14 protein-coding genes are annotated in these 18,311 nt (G+C 46.4%); 4 read left to right on the forward strand and 10 right to left on the reverse strand.

Annotated features, from left to right (window positions below; all coding sequences use genetic code 11):
- Window positions 1-76 precede the first annotated feature (76 nt).
- The gene (rnhA, locus tag BEL04_RS15920; protein ID WP_066005778.1) at window positions 77-547 is read left to right on the forward strand and encodes a ribonuclease HI; all 471 of its coding nucleotides are present in this window, start codon (window positions 77-79) and stop codon (window positions 545-547) included.
- Window positions 548-765: 218 nt separating this feature from the next.
- Here rnhA and fbp read toward each other — a convergent pair whose 3' ends face one another.
- The 6 genes from fbp to BEL04_RS15950 form a co-directional block, all read right to left on the reverse strand.
- A complete protein-coding gene (gene fbp / locus BEL04_RS15925; RefSeq protein ID WP_066005779.1) occupies window positions 766-1,815 on the reverse strand; it encodes a class 1 fructose-bisphosphatase in 1,050 nt (349 codons plus the stop codon).
- Between the two features lie 21 nt (window positions 1,816-1,836).
- Entirely contained in the window at window positions 1,837-2,331 is a 495-nt protein-coding gene (locus tag BEL04_RS15930; protein WP_066005780.1) for a metallophosphoesterase, read from the reverse strand.
- A 48-nt stretch (window positions 2,332-2,379) separates the two neighbouring features.
- Window positions 2,380-3,087: a tRNA1(Val) (adenine(37)-N6)-methyltransferase gene (locus BEL04_RS15935; protein ID WP_066005781.1), complete on the reverse strand. Its 708-nt coding sequence runs from the start codon at window positions 3,085-3,087 to the stop codon at window positions 2,380-2,382.
- Between the two features lie 103 nt (window positions 3,088-3,190).
- On the reverse strand, window positions 3,191-3,580 hold the full coding sequence (locus BEL04_RS15940; RefSeq protein ID WP_066005782.1) for a VOC family protein: 390 nt from the start codon (window positions 3,578-3,580) through the stop codon (window positions 3,191-3,193).
- Window positions 3,581-3,627: 47 nt separating this feature from the next.
- Window positions 3,628-5,847 carry a phosphoribosylformylglycinamidine synthase subunit PurL gene (gene purL / locus BEL04_RS15945; RefSeq protein WP_066005783.1) on the reverse strand — a complete coding sequence of 740 codons (2,220 nt, stop codon included), beginning with the start codon at window positions 5,845-5,847 and terminating at the stop codon, window positions 3,628-3,630.
- Window positions 5,848-6,068: 221 nt separating this feature from the next.
- The gene (locus BEL04_RS15950) at window positions 6,069-6,836 is read right to left on the reverse strand and encodes an energy transducer TonB (RefSeq protein WP_066005784.1); all 768 of its coding nucleotides are present in this window, start codon (window positions 6,834-6,836) and stop codon (window positions 6,069-6,071) included.
- A 146-nt stretch (window positions 6,837-6,982) separates the two neighbouring features.
- Here BEL04_RS15950 and BEL04_RS15955 point away from each other — a divergent pair, with 146 nt between their 5' ends.
- Window positions 6,983-8,563, forward strand: a complete 1,581-nt coding sequence (locus tag BEL04_RS15955) for a M12 family metallopeptidase (protein ID WP_066005785.1) — start codon at window positions 6,983-6,985, stop codon at window positions 8,561-8,563.
- Window positions 8,564-8,616: 53 nt separating this feature from the next.
- On the opposite strand, the gene BEL04_RS15960 is transcribed toward BEL04_RS15955, so the two are convergent.
- The 3 genes from BEL04_RS15960 to BEL04_RS15970 form a co-directional block, all read right to left on the reverse strand.
- The gene (locus BEL04_RS15960) at window positions 8,617-9,207 is read right to left on the reverse strand and encodes a DUF4468 domain-containing protein (RefSeq protein WP_066005786.1); all 591 of its coding nucleotides are present in this window, start codon (window positions 9,205-9,207) and stop codon (window positions 8,617-8,619) included.
- 64 nt (window positions 9,208-9,271) lie between these two features.
- Window positions 9,272-10,357, reverse strand: coding sequence for a porin (locus BEL04_RS15965; protein WP_066005787.1), 1,086 nt, complete (start codon window positions 10,355-10,357; stop codon window positions 9,272-9,274).
- 240 nt (window positions 10,358-10,597) lie between these two features.
- Window positions 10,598-12,217: an ammonium transporter gene (locus BEL04_RS15970; protein WP_139113071.1), complete on the reverse strand. Its 1,620-nt coding sequence runs from the start codon at window positions 12,215-12,217 to the stop codon at window positions 10,598-10,600.
- Between the two features lie 376 nt (window positions 12,218-12,593).
- On the opposite strand from BEL04_RS15970, the gene BEL04_RS15975 reads away from it, so the two are divergent.
- On the forward strand, window positions 12,594-14,780 hold the full coding sequence (locus BEL04_RS15975) for a glutamine synthetase III (protein ID WP_066005789.1): 2,187 nt from the start codon (window positions 12,594-12,596) through the stop codon (window positions 14,778-14,780).
- Window positions 14,781-15,110: 330 nt separating this feature from the next.
- Here BEL04_RS15975 and BEL04_RS15980 read toward each other — a convergent pair whose 3' ends face one another.
- Window positions 15,111-16,910 (reverse strand): chloride channel protein, encoded by a 1,800-nt coding sequence (locus BEL04_RS15980; RefSeq protein WP_066006242.1) that lies wholly within the window; start codon window positions 16,908-16,910, stop codon window positions 15,111-15,113.
- 155 nt (window positions 16,911-17,065) lie between these two features.
- Here BEL04_RS15980 and BEL04_RS15985 point away from each other — a divergent pair, with 155 nt between their 5' ends.
- Complete coding sequence (locus BEL04_RS15985) at window positions 17,066-18,247, forward strand: AIR synthase related protein (RefSeq protein WP_066005790.1); 1,182 nt, start codon at window positions 17,066-17,068, stop codon at window positions 18,245-18,247.
- Window positions 18,248-18,311: the final 64 nt, after the last annotated feature.

Raw genomic sequence — 18,311 nt, forward strand, 5'->3', positions numbered from 1 at the left:
GATTAAGACATAATTTGCCATCTTCGTGGTATAGTTCAAGGCTATGGTCTATGGACTATCAACTATCGACTAACTAATGATCGAAATTTTTACCGACGGCGCATCAAGCGGCAACCCGGGTCCGGGAGGTTATGGCGTTATCCTGCGTTCGGGCCGGCATTATAAAGAACTTTCGGAAGGTTTCCGCAAAACTACCAATAACCGCATGGAGCTTTTGGCAGTAATTAAAGCGCTTGAAGCTTTGAAAAATCCTGGTCAGCAGGTGATGATCTACTCCGACTCGAAATACGTGATCGACGCTATCGAGAAACGCTGGGTAAATGGCTGGCTGGCTAAGGGCTTTAAGGATAAAAAGAATAAGGACCTCTGGCTGCGTTATCTCGATCTGGCCAAACTTCACCACATTAAATTTACCTGGGTACGCGGGCATAACGGACATCCTGAAAACGAGCGCTGCGATCAGTTGGCGGTTAACGCCTATAAACAACCGGGGTTGCTGATCGACAGCGTTTTTGAAGCTGAGGCTGCACGGGGTGGCTTGTTATAAACGTATGCCTGCGTTAGCGATGGAAGCGCCCACCTGACGGCAGGCAGGGATACCGGCCCGTGGCCAATGCCTGTGTAGTATGAGCGTATAGCGCGGCCAGAGGCAACGCCCTAAAATAGCATAAAGTATTTGAAAATCCGCTTTTCCTAAGTAGAGATTGCTTCATACCTCGCAATGACGCGCGAAGAGAAAAAATCCGAAATCGAACATCCGAATTCCTACTGAATATTCACCACTCCTTCAAACGAGGTTTTGGTGATTTGCGGCGAAAAGCAGGCCATCATTTCTTCGGCACGCTTAACCATATTGCAGGAGCCTATGAATATAGCCGAGCGCTGGTGCAATTCGGTTACATCAAGCGTGAGGATACGCTGATACCCATTCGATGCAAAACCACCTGCCTGCTCAATAATAAAGGCCATCGGGTTGCACTCGTATACCAAACGCAGCTTACCGTTGGGCGCTTGTGCCGTGATTGGATAAATAAATATACCGCCTTTGATCATATTACGGTGCAAATCGGCCACCATTGAGCCGGTATAGCGCGAGGTATAAGGGCGGTTAGTCGCTTCGTCTTCAACCTGGCAGTATTTGATGTATTTCTTAACCCCGTCCGGGAAGTGGGTATAGTACCCCTCGTTTATCGAGTAGATATGCCCGTCCTTAGGGATGGTCATGTTTGGGTGCGATAAGCAAAACTCGCCTATTGATGGGTCTAAAGTAAACCCGTTAACGCCTTTGCCGGTGGTGTACACCAGCATGGTCGACGATCCGTAGATCACGTATCCGGCCGCCACCTGGTCAACACCTTTTTGCAGAACATCTTCCAATGTTGCCTTACCTTCGGTTGATTTACGGCGAAATATAGAGAAAATAGTACCCACGCTTACGTTCACATCAATATTTGATGAACCGTCGAGCGGGTCCATTGCTACAATGTACTTGGCATTTTTTGATATCTCCGAATCGATATACAGGTACTCGTCGTTCTCTTCAGATACGACGATACAGCATTCACCGCCGCTGCGCAGTGCCGATATAAACTGATCGTTGGCAAATACATCCAGCTTTTTTTGCGATTCGCCCTGCACATTGGTGCTGCCTGCATCGCCTAAAATGTCCATCAGCCCGGCTTTGTTTACTTCGCGGTTAACTATCTTAGCGGCAATCCCTATGTCCCGCAGCAATCGGGATAACTCTCCTTTGGCGTACGGAAAATCGGCTTGTTTCTCAATGATGAATTGTCCTAAAGTAGTAAGTCCTGTCATATACTTAGTGTATTTTATACATTATGTTTTACCCAACTCGATTACCTCTAAGGTATGAATTTTTTCTTCAGAAATGCAAAACCGAACCAATGTCTGCATCCTGTGCCATCCTTGTTTACCCGCTGCACCGGGGTTTATGTGCAAACAATTGATCTTTTTATCAAACATTATTTTCAGTATGTGCGAGTGCCCCGAGATAAACAAACCAGGAGGCTTAGTGTAAATTGTACGCTTTACAGCCGGGCTGTATTTATCCGGGTACCCGCCAATGTGCGTCATCCATACATCTACCTTCTCGCAGGTGAAACGCAGGTTTTCCGGGTATTGCAAACGGATGTCGGCTCCATCAATATTGCCGTATACTCCGCGTAACGGTTTAAAGGCCGCTAACTGATCTGCAAGCTCGATAGTACCAAAATCGCCTGCGTGCCATATCTCATCCACCTCCTTAAAATGCTTAAATACGGCATCGTCGAGGTAACCGTGGGTATCAGACAACAGGCCAATTTTCGTCATATCAGGGTGTAAGATACCTGTTATAAACCTTTAATATCGGTTCTGAGTTTAAAATATCGTAAAAAATCCACGCAAACGTTCCCGATATTCCTGGCTGTAAACTTTGATATCCTCATAAATAACAAACTGTTCATCGGCTTTTTTTGTTTGCGATGGCGATAAAATGATGATCTGCCGGTGCGGTTCCGAGTCGGCAAAGGAATGTATGCCGATAGTTTTTTGAAGGTGCAATCCGTTTTGGTTTGCCAATTCCAACACCAATCCTGCCGTAACCAAAGGGAGTATGAGCCAGCATTCACCTTCAGGGTTAAGATGCCGGGCGACATAGCTGATCAGGTCGTTAAAAAAAGTTTGATCGGCATGTTTGGCCAGGTTGACCTGTTTTGTTGAGGCCCCGAGCGAATTAATATAAAACGGCGGGTTGGATACGATGAGATCATATTTCTTTTCGGGATATTCATCAAAATATTGTTGAAAACTACCTGAATAGACTTGTGGTTTGCTTTTGAAAGGTGAGTCTTCGAAGTTACGACCAGCTGTCCGGGCGGCGGCCTCATCCAGCTCAACAGCATCAATCTGTGCTTCTGCAAACTTCTGGGCAAGCATCAAAGCGATTACACCGGTGCCGGTGCCAATGTCCAGCATGCTTTCGGGTTGCTCCTTTTCAACAAAAGCACCGAGCAATACGCCATCGGTATTGATCTTCATGGCGCAATTGCTTTGGTCGACGGTGAATTGTTTAAATTGGAATAACATAAGAAAAGCCGGATGTCATGGTGAGCCTGTCGAACCATCGTGCGGTTGGCCTTACCCGTTATCCTTCGACAAGCTCAGGATGACAGCCCACACAATAATATGGTTATTTCTCCACAAACTCTATCGGCAAGCCATCCGGGTCGGCAAAAAAGGTGTAGCGTTTGCCGGTAAATTCGTCAATGCGGATGGGCTCAACGGTAATGCCATTTGCTTCGATATGCTTTACGGCAATATCCATATCATCAACCTCAAAAGCTAAATGGCGCAGGCCTGCTGCTTCGGGATGCGATAGCCTTGCAGGAGGATTGGGGAACGAGAACAGCTCTATCTGATATTCACCGTCAACTTCCAGGTCGAGCTTGTACGAATCGCGCTCTTTTCGATAAACTTCGCGCACGATGGTAAAGCCTAATGTTTCCGTATAAAACTGTTTTGATTTTTGGTAATCCGAACAGATAATGGCGATATGGTGGACTTTATTGATCTTAAGCATTGGCCGGTTTTAAAGCCCTCCCTTCCGGGGAGGGTTGGGCGGGGCTATTACGCCCCTAAAATATTGTGCAGCACGTTATCGTAAACATCCTTAGCGCCTGCCGTACTACCAAACGATTCGCCATCTACCAGCAGATCGCCGCTATTTACCGTACCCAGTAAACTAAATTCGATCTCTGAAGTCGACAGTAGTTCGATAAAGGCTTCCTGTTGCTCCGGTTTAACCGAAACCACTACCCTGCCCTGCGCTTCGCCGAAAAGGAAAGCATCTTTACGGATAGCTTCATCGCTTTCGACAGCAAAACCTAAGCCGTTTGGCATAGCCGATTCTAACAGCGCAATGTACAAGCCACCATCGGCCACATCATGCGCCGATACGATCAGTTTTTGTTTGATGAGTTGTTTGATCACCTGGTGTGTAGCATATTCTTTTTCCAGGTCGAAATATGGTGCGGGCGCTGCCAATATTTTATGGTACGATGCCAGGTATTGGCTCGATGCGATATCGTTTTGCGACTCGCCCACGAGATAGATCAGGTCACCCGCCTGTTTAAAGTCGGAAGTCATCAGGTTATCCAGGTCGTCCATTACGCCCAGCATACCGATGGTCGGTGTCGGGAATACCGGGCCGTCGTCTGTAGATTGGTTATAGAAACTCACGTTACCGCCGGTTACCGGGGTTTCGAATTTGGTACACGCTTCGCCCATGCCTTTTATTGCGCCAACAAACTGCCAGTATACCTCGGGCACGTAAGGGTTGCCAAAGTTTAAGCAGTTGGTGATAGCTACCGGTTCGCCACCGGCGCAGGTGATGTTACGTGCGGCTTCGGCCACAGCAATAGCGGTACCTTTTTGCGGGTCGGCGTATACGTAGCGCGAGTTACAGTCAACCGTGATCACGATGGCCTTATCGGTACCTTTTACGGCCACAACAGCTGCATCGCAGGGGCGGTTGGTGGTCATGGTGGCTGTACCTACCATGCTATCGTACTGGTTGCTTACCCAGCGTTTTGAGGCGATGTTGGGATGCGACACCAAATGATCGGCAACAGCTTTCAGATCAGCCGGTTGTGCAACATCATCTATTTTAAATTGCTGATTTTTTGCAAAGTAGGCAGGCTCTTTATACTCGCGTTTGTAAACCGGTGCGCCGCCGCCTAAAACCAGGTCGTCGGCAGGTACATCGGCAACCAGTTCGCCGTGCATATAGTAATGTAAGCGTTTGGTATCGGTAACCTCACCTATAATCGCACAGTTCAGGTCCCATTTATCAAAAACGGCTTCTACCTCTGCTTCGCGGCCTTTGTGCACCACGATGAGCATCCGCTCCTGCGACTCCGACAGCAATATTTCGAAAGGCTGCATATTTGCCTGGCGGGTTGGTACTTTATCCAGGTCGATGCGCATACCATGCTCGCCCTTGGCCGACATTTCGGAGTTGGAGCAGATGATACCCGCCGCGCCCATATCCTGCATACCAACTACGGCGCCGGTTTTGATAACTTCGAGGGTAGCCTCTAACAATAATTTTTCCTGGAAAGGGTCGCCCACCTGTACGGCAGGCAAATCGTTCACCGAATCTTCGGTAATATCTTTCGACGCGAAAGCCGCGCCATGTATGCCATCCTTACCCGTTGCCGAGCCTACAATGTATACCGGGTTGCCTACGCCGTATGAGGTTGCCGAAACGGTTTCGCCGGCTTTGACTATACCTGCCGAAAACGCGTTAACCAGCGGGTTGATATTATAGCAATCGTCAAAAAACAGTTCGCCGCCCACGGTTGGGATGCCGAAAGCGTTACCATAGTCGCCGATGCCTTTTACCACGCCTTTAACCAGCCATTTGGTTTTATCGAGTTTGAGGTCGCCAAAACGGAGCGAGTTTAGCTGTGCGATAGGCCTTGCTCCCATCGTAAAAATATCGCGGTTAATACCGCCAACGCCTGTTGCCGCTCCCTGGTAAGGCTCCAAAGCCGAGGGGTGGTTATGGCTCTCTATCTTAAAGGCGCAGCCAATGCCGTCGCCCAGATCAACCAGACCGGCGTTTTCCTCACCTGCTTTGGCCAGCATGCGCGGCCCGTCTTTAGGCAGTGTTTTTAACCAGGTGATAGAGTTTTTATACGAGCAATGCTCGCTCCACATTACCGAAAAGATGGAGAGTTCGGTAAAGTTGGGGGTACGCCCCAGTATCTCTTTTATCCTGTCAAATTCGTCGGGAAGTAAGCCTAAATTTTTAGCGGTATCTACGGTGGTTAATTGCTGCTCCACAAGGTATGGGGTTTTGTTTTTAACGATGCCGCAAAATTAGGAAAATGCCTTGGTTTAGAAAGTTTAATTTGCCTGATTGTTAGGAAAACGTGGTTATGCACAATGCGGGTGTTAACTGCTGTTAACTGTGTTTAATTTGGTTACTAAAACTAAAAAATGACTAATGAACCAATGACCAATGAACCAATGACTAATGAACTAATGACCAATGAACCAATGAACTACTTCATCATCCTGAAACTAACAGGCAAATGGTAGCGGATGCGGACAGGCTGCCCGTCTTTTATACCCGGCTGCCATGCGGGCGATTGCTGCAGTACGCGTACCGCTTCCTCGTCGAAACCATGCCCGGCGGGTTGCTCAACGGTGATGTCTGATATGCGGCCGTCTTTTTCTACAATAAAACTTAGCTCTACCCTGCCCGATATTTTTTTCTGGCGGGCATCTTCGGGGTAAACCAGGTTCTTTTGCAGGTAGTTCATCCAGCCTTGTGCGCCGCCTACAGGCAATGGCTTCTCATCGGCATTGGCTGGCGAATAAACCGTTTTATCCTCAATAACACTAATCCGGTTGGCTTCGCTTCCGCCTGTTTCGGATGGTAATACATTTACTGTACCGGCAGGGACGCGGCTTGTTTGTGGTTGCGGGTTGGCCTGCACAGCCGGCGCGGGCGAATAGGTATGCCCATTGCGGGTGTGATGATGTGAATGATGTACAGGCGCTGCAGCCTCCGGCCGGGCTATTACAATAGGCTGCAGGACAGTGGTTACTTCGCGGCCGATCGGCCGGGCTGCTATAGGCGCAGGTTTAAGCAGCAAAAAAGCGCCAAAGGCCACTACGCCAAAAAAACCGAACGTTACCGCCAACGCCTTAAGCACTGTTGCCGAATAATGCTTACGCAGCTCGTAAGCCCCATAACTTTTATTGCGGTTGGCAAAAACAAGCTCCAGCCATTCGTCGCCGTATATATCTACATTGTTGATAGCCATAACGGTATAGGTTTATATTACTAATATACGTTTTTATTTGGCAAATATTATGAAAAATTTAATTATGATCATTGCTAAACACGCACGCACTGCTATAATAATATTATTTTATAGTAACTTTATAATATATTTAAAGAAAAACAACTATGAAAAACAAAATTTTATTCATCGCTTTTGTATTACTGACAATAGCTGGTTGCAAAGAACAAAACAATGTAGGTTTAACTGGTCCACAAGCAACATCACTTGTAAAGACCGAGGAAGCATTTCCAGGACAGAGAGGCCCTGAATTAACAGGCTATTACAATGGCGCACCTGTTAAATACATGCGAATCAACGGAAAAAACGTTTTTCAAGGCGACATTATATTAAATAACCTTGATGATCCTAATTCACTCCATACTTCGAGTACCGGACGGGCCAGTTATTTTTACAAATGGTTTCAGGGGATAGTTTATTATACAATTGATCCTGGCCTTCCAAATCAGACGAGGGTTACAGATGCAATTAATCATTGGCAAACATTTACCAATATTAGATTTGTTGCCCGTACCACTGAAGCAGACTATGTAACTTTTGTAGACGACCCTAATGGATGCTCATCGAATGTGGGGCTTCAGGGCGGTCAGCAATTCATCAATATAAATATCAATTGTACTACAGGGAATGTAATTCACGAAATAGGACATACAATTGGCTTATGGCACGAGCAAAGTCGGATGGACCGAGACGATTATATCACAATAAATTTGGGGAATGTGACCTCAGGTTACGAATTTAATTTTGACACGTATCAAGCTCAAGGTGGTGATGGGTTTGACCTATATGGCAGCAACGGACTTGATTTCGGTTCGATAATGATGTATGGCCCATATGATTTCTCAAGTAACGGTCTCCCGACAATTACCAAGAAAGACGGTTCATTATATACCGTTCAAAGAACGGCATTATCGAATGATGATATTGCGGGTGTAAATTACATGTACTCTAAATCTAATCTGGCGCGCATTACTTGCGGTATTAATGGTGGCATAATGGGAATTGGCAAAGCACAAAGTACCCTACGTGGAAATGGTATTTTTAGTTACAATACTGCAAATGGTATCTGGACACAAATTTATGGCACAGCTGTATATATCGCTCTTGATCAAAATAAGATACCGCTGGTGATAGATAACGCCGGTAATATTTTTCAATTAACCACCTCAGGTATTGTTTCGTCCCAATTTCCCGGAACAGCTACCAGCATCGCAGCCGGTAGTTTTATCTGCATAACCGGAACAGTACCAGACGCGAGCGGCAATTATGCAATATATCAATATAATGGAAGTAGCTGGACATCAATAGGCAGATCTGGCGTGCGGGTTGCTGTATCCGGCGCAGGTCAGATATGGGTTGTAAATGCAGCTGGAAGCGTTGTCAAAAAAAGTGGGTCTACTTGGACGGCTGTTTCCGGAGTTACTGCAAAGGATATAGCTATTGGTGGTGACGGAACTGTTTTTATGCTGGGAACTACTCCGGATGCTAATGGCAATTATACTCTGTATCGTAATACCGCGGCCTTAGGTACCCAATTAATTCCAAGCGGATCTTGTGTTAGTGTTGCTGTAACTCCGCAGGGCGAGCCATACATAGTTACGAGCAATGGCAATTCATATCACGGTGTTAAGGCCGGAAACCCATCAGGCACATCATACTCGTGGACACAGGTAAATACAATACAATAATTTACCGCATAGTAATACGCAAGACGACATAATTTCGTCTTGCGTATTACTCCTTACCACTTATCCGTAACAATCACCTTCTTTCCATTGGTGGTTTTCACTGGTTCGCTCTCCAACTGCTTTTTAAACCTCGCACCGAATTTGATACCGAAGGCCGCGCATTCGTCCAGGTAATGGGCGGCATCTTTACCATCTATCTTTTTATTGAGCTCTTCGGCAGGTATCTCAACACCGGGCTTGGGTACCAGGTTATTGTAACGATCTTTATAATAAGGTATAAAAACAAAATTGCTCAACCAATAGCGATATCTTCCGTCCTTAACCTCTATACGTAGCTTAAAGGTTATTTTGCCGTCATCGTGTTTGGTTAGCGATGTCGTACTCTGTACCGCAAAGAAGCCCGTAACATCTACAGTTTTAGCGTTAGCATCCTTATCGGTGATTTTAAAATTTGCGCTGTTGGCCGGCATATCAAAAAAATCCAACGCACGCACCAACAACACATTTGCTCCCGAATGCCCGCCCGCATTCACATGGTAATAAATATACTTACCATGCTCGTCGGTCGCCAGCGAATCCTTTTGCGCAACAGCCATCCGGGCAAACCCGAGGCAGAGTGTTAAGGCCAATATTACTCTTTTCATACCCGTAAAAATAAAGCCGCCCCAATATGCTCAGGGCGGCTTCTAATTTATAAATAAATTTTGTTTAGAAAGCGTAAACAGCAGCTACGCCGATTTGCTGGGCAGCTTGTGTTGGTTTGCCGTTGCTGTTCAGGAACATGTTTTTAGAGCCGTTATCAACCCTGAATTCAGGAATGAAAGTTAACGGGCCCGATTTAACAGCAGCAGTTACTGTTAACGCAGTTACCGATTCGCCGGGAACAACACCCGAATAAGTACCGCCTAATGTACCTTTATTAGCCGAGAAATATTCGCCGCGTAAGCCTAAAGTAACTGTCTTTGATACCGCTAACTGAGGGTACAGGGCAACACCGGTAAAACCACCGTTGCCATAAGCTGGCGATGATTTCAGGCTTGGCTGTGAGAAAGTAGCAAAGTTTAAGCCTAATTTAAAGGCGTCGGTTATCTGGTAGTTGGTAGTTAAATCAAACTCGGTACCTGAGTAGTAACCAGAGATAAAGTTCAGGTAAGCGGTCCAGTTTTTAACAGGCACAACCATTAATTGCGCACCAAAAGTCGATACGTCGCCGGTTGACTGGTAAGTATTCCACGAATCGTTAAACATACCTGCCATTAAGCTTACTTTATCGCTGAAAGCGTAAGTTAACTTAACACCTGCATTTTGGAACGGGCCGTTGGTGAACAGGTACGAAGTTGAGTAGTTAAAATTGCCTGTCGGCGAGATCACCTCGTAACCAATAAATGTAGCCATGTATCCACCGGTAACATTCAATTTATCGGTTAGGTCATAACTTACATACAGGTTTTGGATGTGGTAACTATTGGTAGTTTCGTCATACGCACCTGCCGCATTAGGAAGAGATTGCGCCTGGCCACGCGGACCAAAAGATAACTCGCCTACAAAAGAAGCTTTGCCGACTTTCTTTTTCACGCCAAGATCTATCATACCGATAGATATCGAGTTAGCTTCGTTGTTGAAGCTGGTTGGGATGTTGGCAAATTTTTTGCCTGCAAAATCGTATTTATAATACGCATCAACAGAGCCGGTGATCACCAGCGGGGCATCGGAAGTAACCTTAATCGAGTCCTGCGCTTTAGCGGCAAGTCCGGATACGGCAAGGGCACAAATAAGTAATAATTTCTGTTTCATGATTGTTTGTTTAGTTGAATTGAGTGATTGATTTTATTAGATTGCTTTAAGGTATTAGCTTGTTTCGTGCCAGTATTTACCCGGCTACGTAATTGATTATTTTTCAATTACATATTATTAAAAAAAGTAAGGCCAGTTGGAAATTGAGCTTATCGTATCGATATCATCTATCAATATGATAACCTTTTTGGATTAATATAACAGCGCCAATGCTTTGGCATCAGCGCTGTTATTGTTATATTATTTCACCAGTTCGGGTGAGGCTAATTTTGCCAGGTCGATATCTGTTGAGGTCTTATCAGGATATGCTTCAACACCGTGCTCAAACACGTCCAGACCACCAGGACCGGTTTCACCGTGCTCTTCAACGCGCAGTCTCCATGGGTTCGGTAATTTGTTGATCACCCACATCATTACGAATGATACCACAAAAGTTACCAGGGTGATACTTGCACTGCCTATAAACTGCGCTTTCAACACCGCGGTACCACCACCGTATAACAGGCCCGATAAAGCCGAACCTGCAGGGTAGCCGCCCAATTTAATACCAGGGCAGGCAAATAAGCCTAATGATAAAGTACCCCAGATACCTGCAAAACCGTGTACCGGTACAGCGCCGATAGGATCGTCAATACGCAGGTACTCTAACAGGTAAGTACCCAGGAACACTACAAAACCGGCAACCAAACCGATTAATACGGCGCCCAGCGGGCTAACCCAGAAGCAAGGGCAGGTAATAGCAACCAAACCGGCTAATAAACCGTTCAGGGTAAAACCCAAATCGAATTTACCTTTGGTCGGGCCAAACCATAATGCAAATACCATAGCGCCCAAACCACCTGTACAGGCTGCAATAGTAGTATTGAATGCGATACGGCCGATACCATCAGCATCCATTGCCGATAAGGTAGAACCAGGGTTAAAACCATACCAGCCGAACCACAGTAAGAACGCACCCACAGTAGCTACAGGCAGGTTATGCGGAGCCGGCATACCGCCGTCTTTGCTGTCGCGCATAAACACCCGGCCAATCCGTGGCCCTAAAACCATTGCACCAGACAGCGATATGACACCACCTATAGTGTGTACTACGGTCGAACCTGCAAAATCGTGGAAAGGCTGACCTAATGATTCGAAGAAACCACCTTTGCTGCCCATAGTGGCTAACCAGCCATCCGGGCCCCAGGCCCAGTGACCAACGATAGGATAAATAAAGCCGGTTACACCTATACTGTATAATATATCGCCGCGGAAAGAACAACGACCGATCATCGCGCCCGAAGTGATAGTTGAGGTCGTATCAGCGAAAGCGAACTGGAAAACCCAGTGAGCCAACACAGGGATACCTGTTGCCTCGTAAGTTTCGGGCACACCTTTCAGGAAGAACCAGTTGGTGATGCTGCCATCTTTGTTCAGGCCACCGAAACCGATAAAGCCGTTGCCATGACCGAACATGAACGCGTAACCTATGGCCCAGAACAGGATACCGCACAAGCAGGTATCAAAAATACACTCCATTAACACGTTCACGGTTTCGCGCTTACGTGCAAAACCTGCCTCCAGCATCACGAAGCCTGCCTGCATACCAAACACCAGGAACGCGGCTACCAGTGTCCAGGTAGTGTTTACCGAGTTCATGATAGAAGTTTCGATAGCTGTCGGGCCTGCGGTTGCTGCGTGAGCCTGTGTACCTACCAAACCTGGTAAGGTGATCATGGCTGCCAGGATGATGAGCAAACCTAAAATTTTACCGGAGAAAATGGTGATACCATATCTCCATTGCTCCGCCGTAATGGCCGACCAGCTAAACGAGGGCTTTCTCTCCCCGCTGCCTTTAAAAAAGGGCAGCCTTTTTTTCATAGTTGTTACGTTCATTTGTTTGTTTATTTAGTTTGATTGATAAGTGAGTTACGTTTTTATTATGTGTTTTGTAAAAATTTAGCTGTGTACTATATGTAAAAGAACAAACTTGATAGAAATTATAGATTTTTAATTCATTTTTCATCATTTTTTCACTTGTTTTCCAAGAAATCATGTGATTATTTGAATTATTTGATGAAATTATGAGTAATATTTTAAAAAAACAAGATAATCAGTAAAAAAATTTAAAAAAAATTGAATTTTAATCACAAAATCCGTCAACACTGCACTTTTTTTATTTTTAGCCAAAAAAATGCATAGATTATGCAGAGTTTCCTATTTTTGAGGTATAATGCTCACCAATTAACCTATAAAAATGCCAAACATCCGATTTCAGGCTTTACAAGCGGTACTTACACGCACAATTCCGGAAGTAAAAGCTCCGGGAGCAAAAATTTCTGATTTTTTTGCCTCAAATGTTTTCGATAAAAAGAAAATGATGGATTATTTATCCAAAGAAGCATATCAAAGCATAGTGAGCGCCATCGAAATTGGCGAACCTATCCCCCGCGATATGGCAGAGCAGGTGGCCTCGGCCATGAAAGCCTGGGCGATGGGTAAAGGCGCCACACATTATACGCACTGGTTCCAGCCGCTTACCGGCACCACTGCCGAAAAACACGATGCCTTTTTTGAGCCCGCTGCCGATGGTACCGCCATCGAGCGCTTTTCGGGCGATGCACTGGCCCAGCAGGAGCCTGATGCATCAAGCTTCCCGAGCGGCGGTATCCGTAACACCTTCGAGGCACGCGGCTATACCGCGTGGGACCCCTCATCGCCGGCATTCATCATCGAAAGCAACAATGGCAAAACCCTATGCATCCCAACGGTATTCGTATCGTACACAGGCGAAGCCTTAGATTATAAGGCTCCTTTGTTAAAAGCATTGAATGCTCTGGATAAAGCCGCCGTTGATGTTTGCCATTATTTTGATAAAAGCATCGAAAAAGTTAATGCCAGCCTGGGTATTGAGCAGGAGTATTTCCTGGTCGACCTGGCATTATTTAACGCCCGGCCCGACCTGTACCTGACCGGCCGTACACTGTTCGGCCACATGTCGGCCAAGGGGCAGCAACTGGAGGATCACTATTTTGGTTCGATACCGGAGCGCGTATATGCCTTTATGCTCGACATGGAAACCGAGGCTCTTAAATTAGGTATACCTTTAAAAACCCGCCATAACGAGGTTGCGCCATCGCAGTTTGAATGCGCACCTATTTACGAAGAGATCAACCTGGCCATAGATCACAACCAGTTACTGATGGATGTGATGGACAAAGTTGCCAAACGCCATAACTTTAAGGTATTGCTGCACGAAAAACCCTATGCGGGAATCAATGGCTCGGGCAAGCACAACAACTGGAGCATGATTACCAATACCGGTAAAAACTTGTTGTCGCCGGGCAAAACACCTAAAAACAACCTGATGTTTTTAGCCTTTTTTGTGAACACCATTAAAGCTGTGTATGAGTATGCCGACCTGCTGCGTGCGTCAATCAGTTCGGTAAGCAACGACCACCGTTTGGGTGCAAACGAGGCTCCTCCGGCTATCATATCTATATTCCTGGGCAGCCAGCTAACAGAGGTGCTGGATGAGATAGAAACTTCACGCATCAGCAAAAAAATTAAGGATGATGCCATGCTATGGCAGGGAATCCCCAAAATACCGCAGATTTTACGCGATAATACCGACCGTAACCGCACTTCGCCTTTTGCCTTTACCGGTAATAAATTCGAATTACGTGCCGTAGGTTCATCAGCCAATTCATCCAGCCCGATGACTATTTTGAACCTTATTGTGGCCCACCAGCTGCGTCGTTTTAAAGTTGAGGTTGATAAACTGATCAAAAAAGGCGAGAAAAAGGATATCGCTTTGCTTACCGTGATCAAGAAATACATTAAAGAATCAAAATCGATCCGGTTTGAAGGCAACGGCTATAGCGAAGAATGGGAAAAAGAAGCTGCGGCACGTGGCTTATCCAACATCAAAACCACACCCAAAGCTTTGGATGTATTACTGACCGAAAAAGTGGAAGACCTGTTCGAAGAAACCGGCGTTTACACCCGCCGCGAATCGCAGGCGCGCCATGAGATATTGCTGGATAGCTTTTACAAGAAATTACAGATCGAAGCACGCCTGATCGGCGAGTTAGTAACCAACGTAATTATCCCAACAGCGGTGAATTACCAGTCGAAACTGATCGAAAACGTAAAAGGTTTAAAAGATATCGGTTTAAAGGCCGACACTTACGGGCCGCAACTGGATATCATCACCCGCATATCGACCCACATCACCTTTATTAAGGATAATGTGGAGCAGATGATCGAAGAACGTAAAAAAGCCAACGCCATCGAAGATATCCGCGAACGCTCTATCGCATACGACGAGAAAGTGAAAAGCTTCTTCGACCCTATCCGCTATCATGTGGACAAGCTGGAGTTTTTAATAGACGACTCGATGTGGCCGCTGCCGAAATTCAGGGAGTTGCTGTTTATTAAGTAATCCCCCCAGCCCCCTAAAGGGGGAGCTATAAAAACTAATGGTTATTGGGTTTAGGCCCGGTAACCATTTTTTTGTGGCTTATGATTTGAACGTGGACATGAGTTTTTAAAAAACTGTGTCAATTTCGACGAATATGAATGGGGCAGGCGTGGGCATGGGGAGAATCTTCTTTGAAATACATGATGACTATACTAATAGCCGAAGATTTTTTCGTACCCGCAGTCAAGGCACAACCCTGCTCAAGAGATAGTTCTCAGTCACGCAATCGCTCATTCCCTTGCCATGCTCCTTCGAAATGGTACTTTTTAATTGTATTCAAGCAACCACACACTACCCTTCCCTTAACCCAAATATATCGGTATCGCGCTGCTGCTGTACCATAACTTCGCGGTAACGCACAAACAGGCGCGATTTGGAGATAAAACCTTTGAACCGGCCATTGGCAACTACCGGCAAATGCCAAACATCGTACACGTCGAACAGGTTCATTACTTTGGTTACTTTATCGCGTTCATCAACCACAGCAGGCGGAATCATCATGGCATCGGCAACGGTGAGTTTCTGATTGTGCCCGTCATCAAACATATATCGGCGCACATCATCCAATAAAACCACGCCTTGCAGTTCATCATTATCATTCAGTACCGGGAATATATTGGCGGTGCTGCCGGCTATCACTTTAAACAGTTCTGTTAATGCCATAGTGGCTTTAACCGGGGTGTATTCCGTGTTAATCACACTCTCCAGGCTTATCGCGTCGAGCATGGTATGATCGGCGTCGGGGTGTATATCTTTTTCAGTTACCAGGTGGTGCCAGTACATATTATGCGGATTATAGGCCATCGATATCATATACGAAATGGCCGAGACGATCATCAGCGGGATGAACAGAACATAGCCGCCGGTAATTTCGGCAATCAAAAATATAGCGGTAAGCGGCGCGTGCAGTACACCGCTTATTGCTCCGGCCATGCCAACAGCTATAAAATTACTGGTATTTAAATGCAGCAGGCCCGTTTGGTTTACCGTAAAAGCCACAAACAAACCTAAAAATGCACCCGTAAACATACTCGGCGCAAAGGTACCGCCGTTACCACCTGCGCCGATGGTAATTCCGGCAGCCACAATCTTTAGCAGGATCAGCCCGGCGATAAAAACGATCATCGCCGTAGGGTGCTCCAGCCAGGATGTGAACAACGACTGATCTTTTAACGCATCGATATGACCATCCAATATAGCTTGCAAATAATGATATCCTTCTCCCAACAAAGGCGGGAATACAAGGATAATTAATCCTAAAACCAGCCCCCCTGCAACGGCCCTCACATAGCGGTTTTGCTTTTTAAGGATGCCTTTCTCGAGGTAACCGCCAACCTTGGCGATATAAATGCACATTACTCCGCTTAGCAAGCCCAGTATCACGTAAAATGGCAGTGCGCGCATCATCCAGCCTTCGGTAACCAGGTGGAACAATTGCTGCGAATACAAAACCTTGGCAACCACCACGCCCGTGGCCGACGCTATTAATAAAGGTATAAAAGTAGGTATACTGATCTCGCCGATCAGGATCTCTATCGCGAAAAGCACGCCTGCTATCGGGCTGTTAAATACGGCTGCGATACCTGCAGCCGCGCCTGATGCCAGCAGCACGGTTTTCTCAAACGGGCTCAACCTGAAAAAACGCCCTGTGTTTGAACCGATTGCAGCGCCGGTACAAACTATAGGCGCCTCGAGGCCCGACGAACCGCCAAAACCTACCGTAAGCGAACTGGTAATGAGATGCGAATAGATATTGTTAAGCGCGATGTTCGACCGGTTTCTTTTGATATTGCCCAAAACGCTGCCTATCCCTTTTTCGATTTTATCACGGTTGATAAGATGCTGATAGAGTACAGTCAGTAAAACACCTACCGCAGGCAGAAAGATATACAGGATATGAAACAGGTGCGAAGCCATGTTATGGCTCACGTCTTCCATCAGGTGTACCAGGTATTTTAACAAAACCGCTGCCAAACCGGCAACAAGGCCAACAAAGGCGCTGGCATACAGCAAAAAATTACGCTGCTCGTTGCGCCGTATACGCCAGTTATTGCCGGCATTAAAAATTGAAGTAAAGGCCGATTTTAACATAGGATAGAGTAAAGCGTGCAATTTAGGCATTCCGTACCGGAAAATATGTAATAAACCATTTTTTAGCCAGTTATCAACACCGGTACTGTGCATAAAAAACGTTGAATTTTAGCCGCATGAGCGAAAATGGATAGCGAAAATGATTAAGTTTGCGCATGTTTTCCTCGCAACGATACGACCAGCGCGGTGTTTCGGCTACAAAAGACGACGTACACGCGGCCATCCAGAAGATCGACAAAGGCATTTTCCCAAAAGCATTCTGCAAAATTGTGCCCGATATTTTAGGCGGCGACCCCGAGTATTGCAACATTATGCATGCCGACGGCGCGGGTACCAAATCATCACTGGCATATACCTACTGGAAAGAAACCGGTGATATTTCGGTTTGGAAAGGCATTGCGCAGGATGCTATCATCATGAACCTCGACGATCTGCTATGCGTTGGCGCTACCGACGGCATTATTTTATCTTCCACTATCGGCCGTAATAAAAACCTGATCACCGGCGAGGTAATTGCTGCCATCATCAACGGTACCGAGGAAATACTGGAAGAACTGCGCGGCCAGGGCATCGGTATTTACTCAACCGGCGGCGAAACCGCCGACGTGGGCGATCTGGTACGCACCATCATTGTCGACAGTACGGTTACCTGCCGCATGAAACGTGCCGATGTAATATCCAATCACAATATCAAAGCCGGCGATGTGATCGTAGGCCTGGCATCATACGGGCAGGCCACTTACGAGCACGAATACAACGGCGGCATGGGCTCCAACGGTTTAACCTCGGCACGTCACGATGTTTTCGACAAGTCTGTTGCAACCAAATACCCCGAAAGCTACGATCCAGCCGTACCCGAGAACCTGGTTTTTTCAGGCTCAAATAAGCTCACCAGCTTAGTCGACCTGGATGATGACCAGACCATCTCGGCCGGCAAGCTGGTATTATCGCCTACCCGCACCTACGCCCCGGTCATCAAAAAAATCCTCGATGCTTACCGCAGCCAGATACACGGCATGGTGCATTGCAGCGGCGGCGCGCAAACCAAGGTGCTGCACTTTATCGATAACCTGCATATTATTAAAAACAGGTTGTTCCCGGTACCGCCGCTGTTTAAGCTGATACAGCAGGAAAGCGGTACCAGCTGGCAGGAAATGTACAAGGTATTCAATATGGGGCACCGCATGGAACTTTATGTACCTAAGGAAATCGCTCCCGACCTCATCAAAATATCCGAAAGCTTTAATATACCTGCACAGGTTATCGGCCGGGTTGAGGCATCGCAGCAAAAACAGGTAACCATCAACTCCGAGTTTGGGGATTTTGTGTATAATTGATTGGTCCATTGTCTATGGCTGATAGACCATAGCAATGCAAGTAAAAAACTGTGATCTGCGGACT

Source organism: Mucilaginibacter sp. PPCGB 2223 (assembly GCF_001705515.1).
Taxonomy (GTDB): Bacteria; Bacteroidota; Bacteroidia; order Sphingobacteriales; family Sphingobacteriaceae; genus Mucilaginibacter.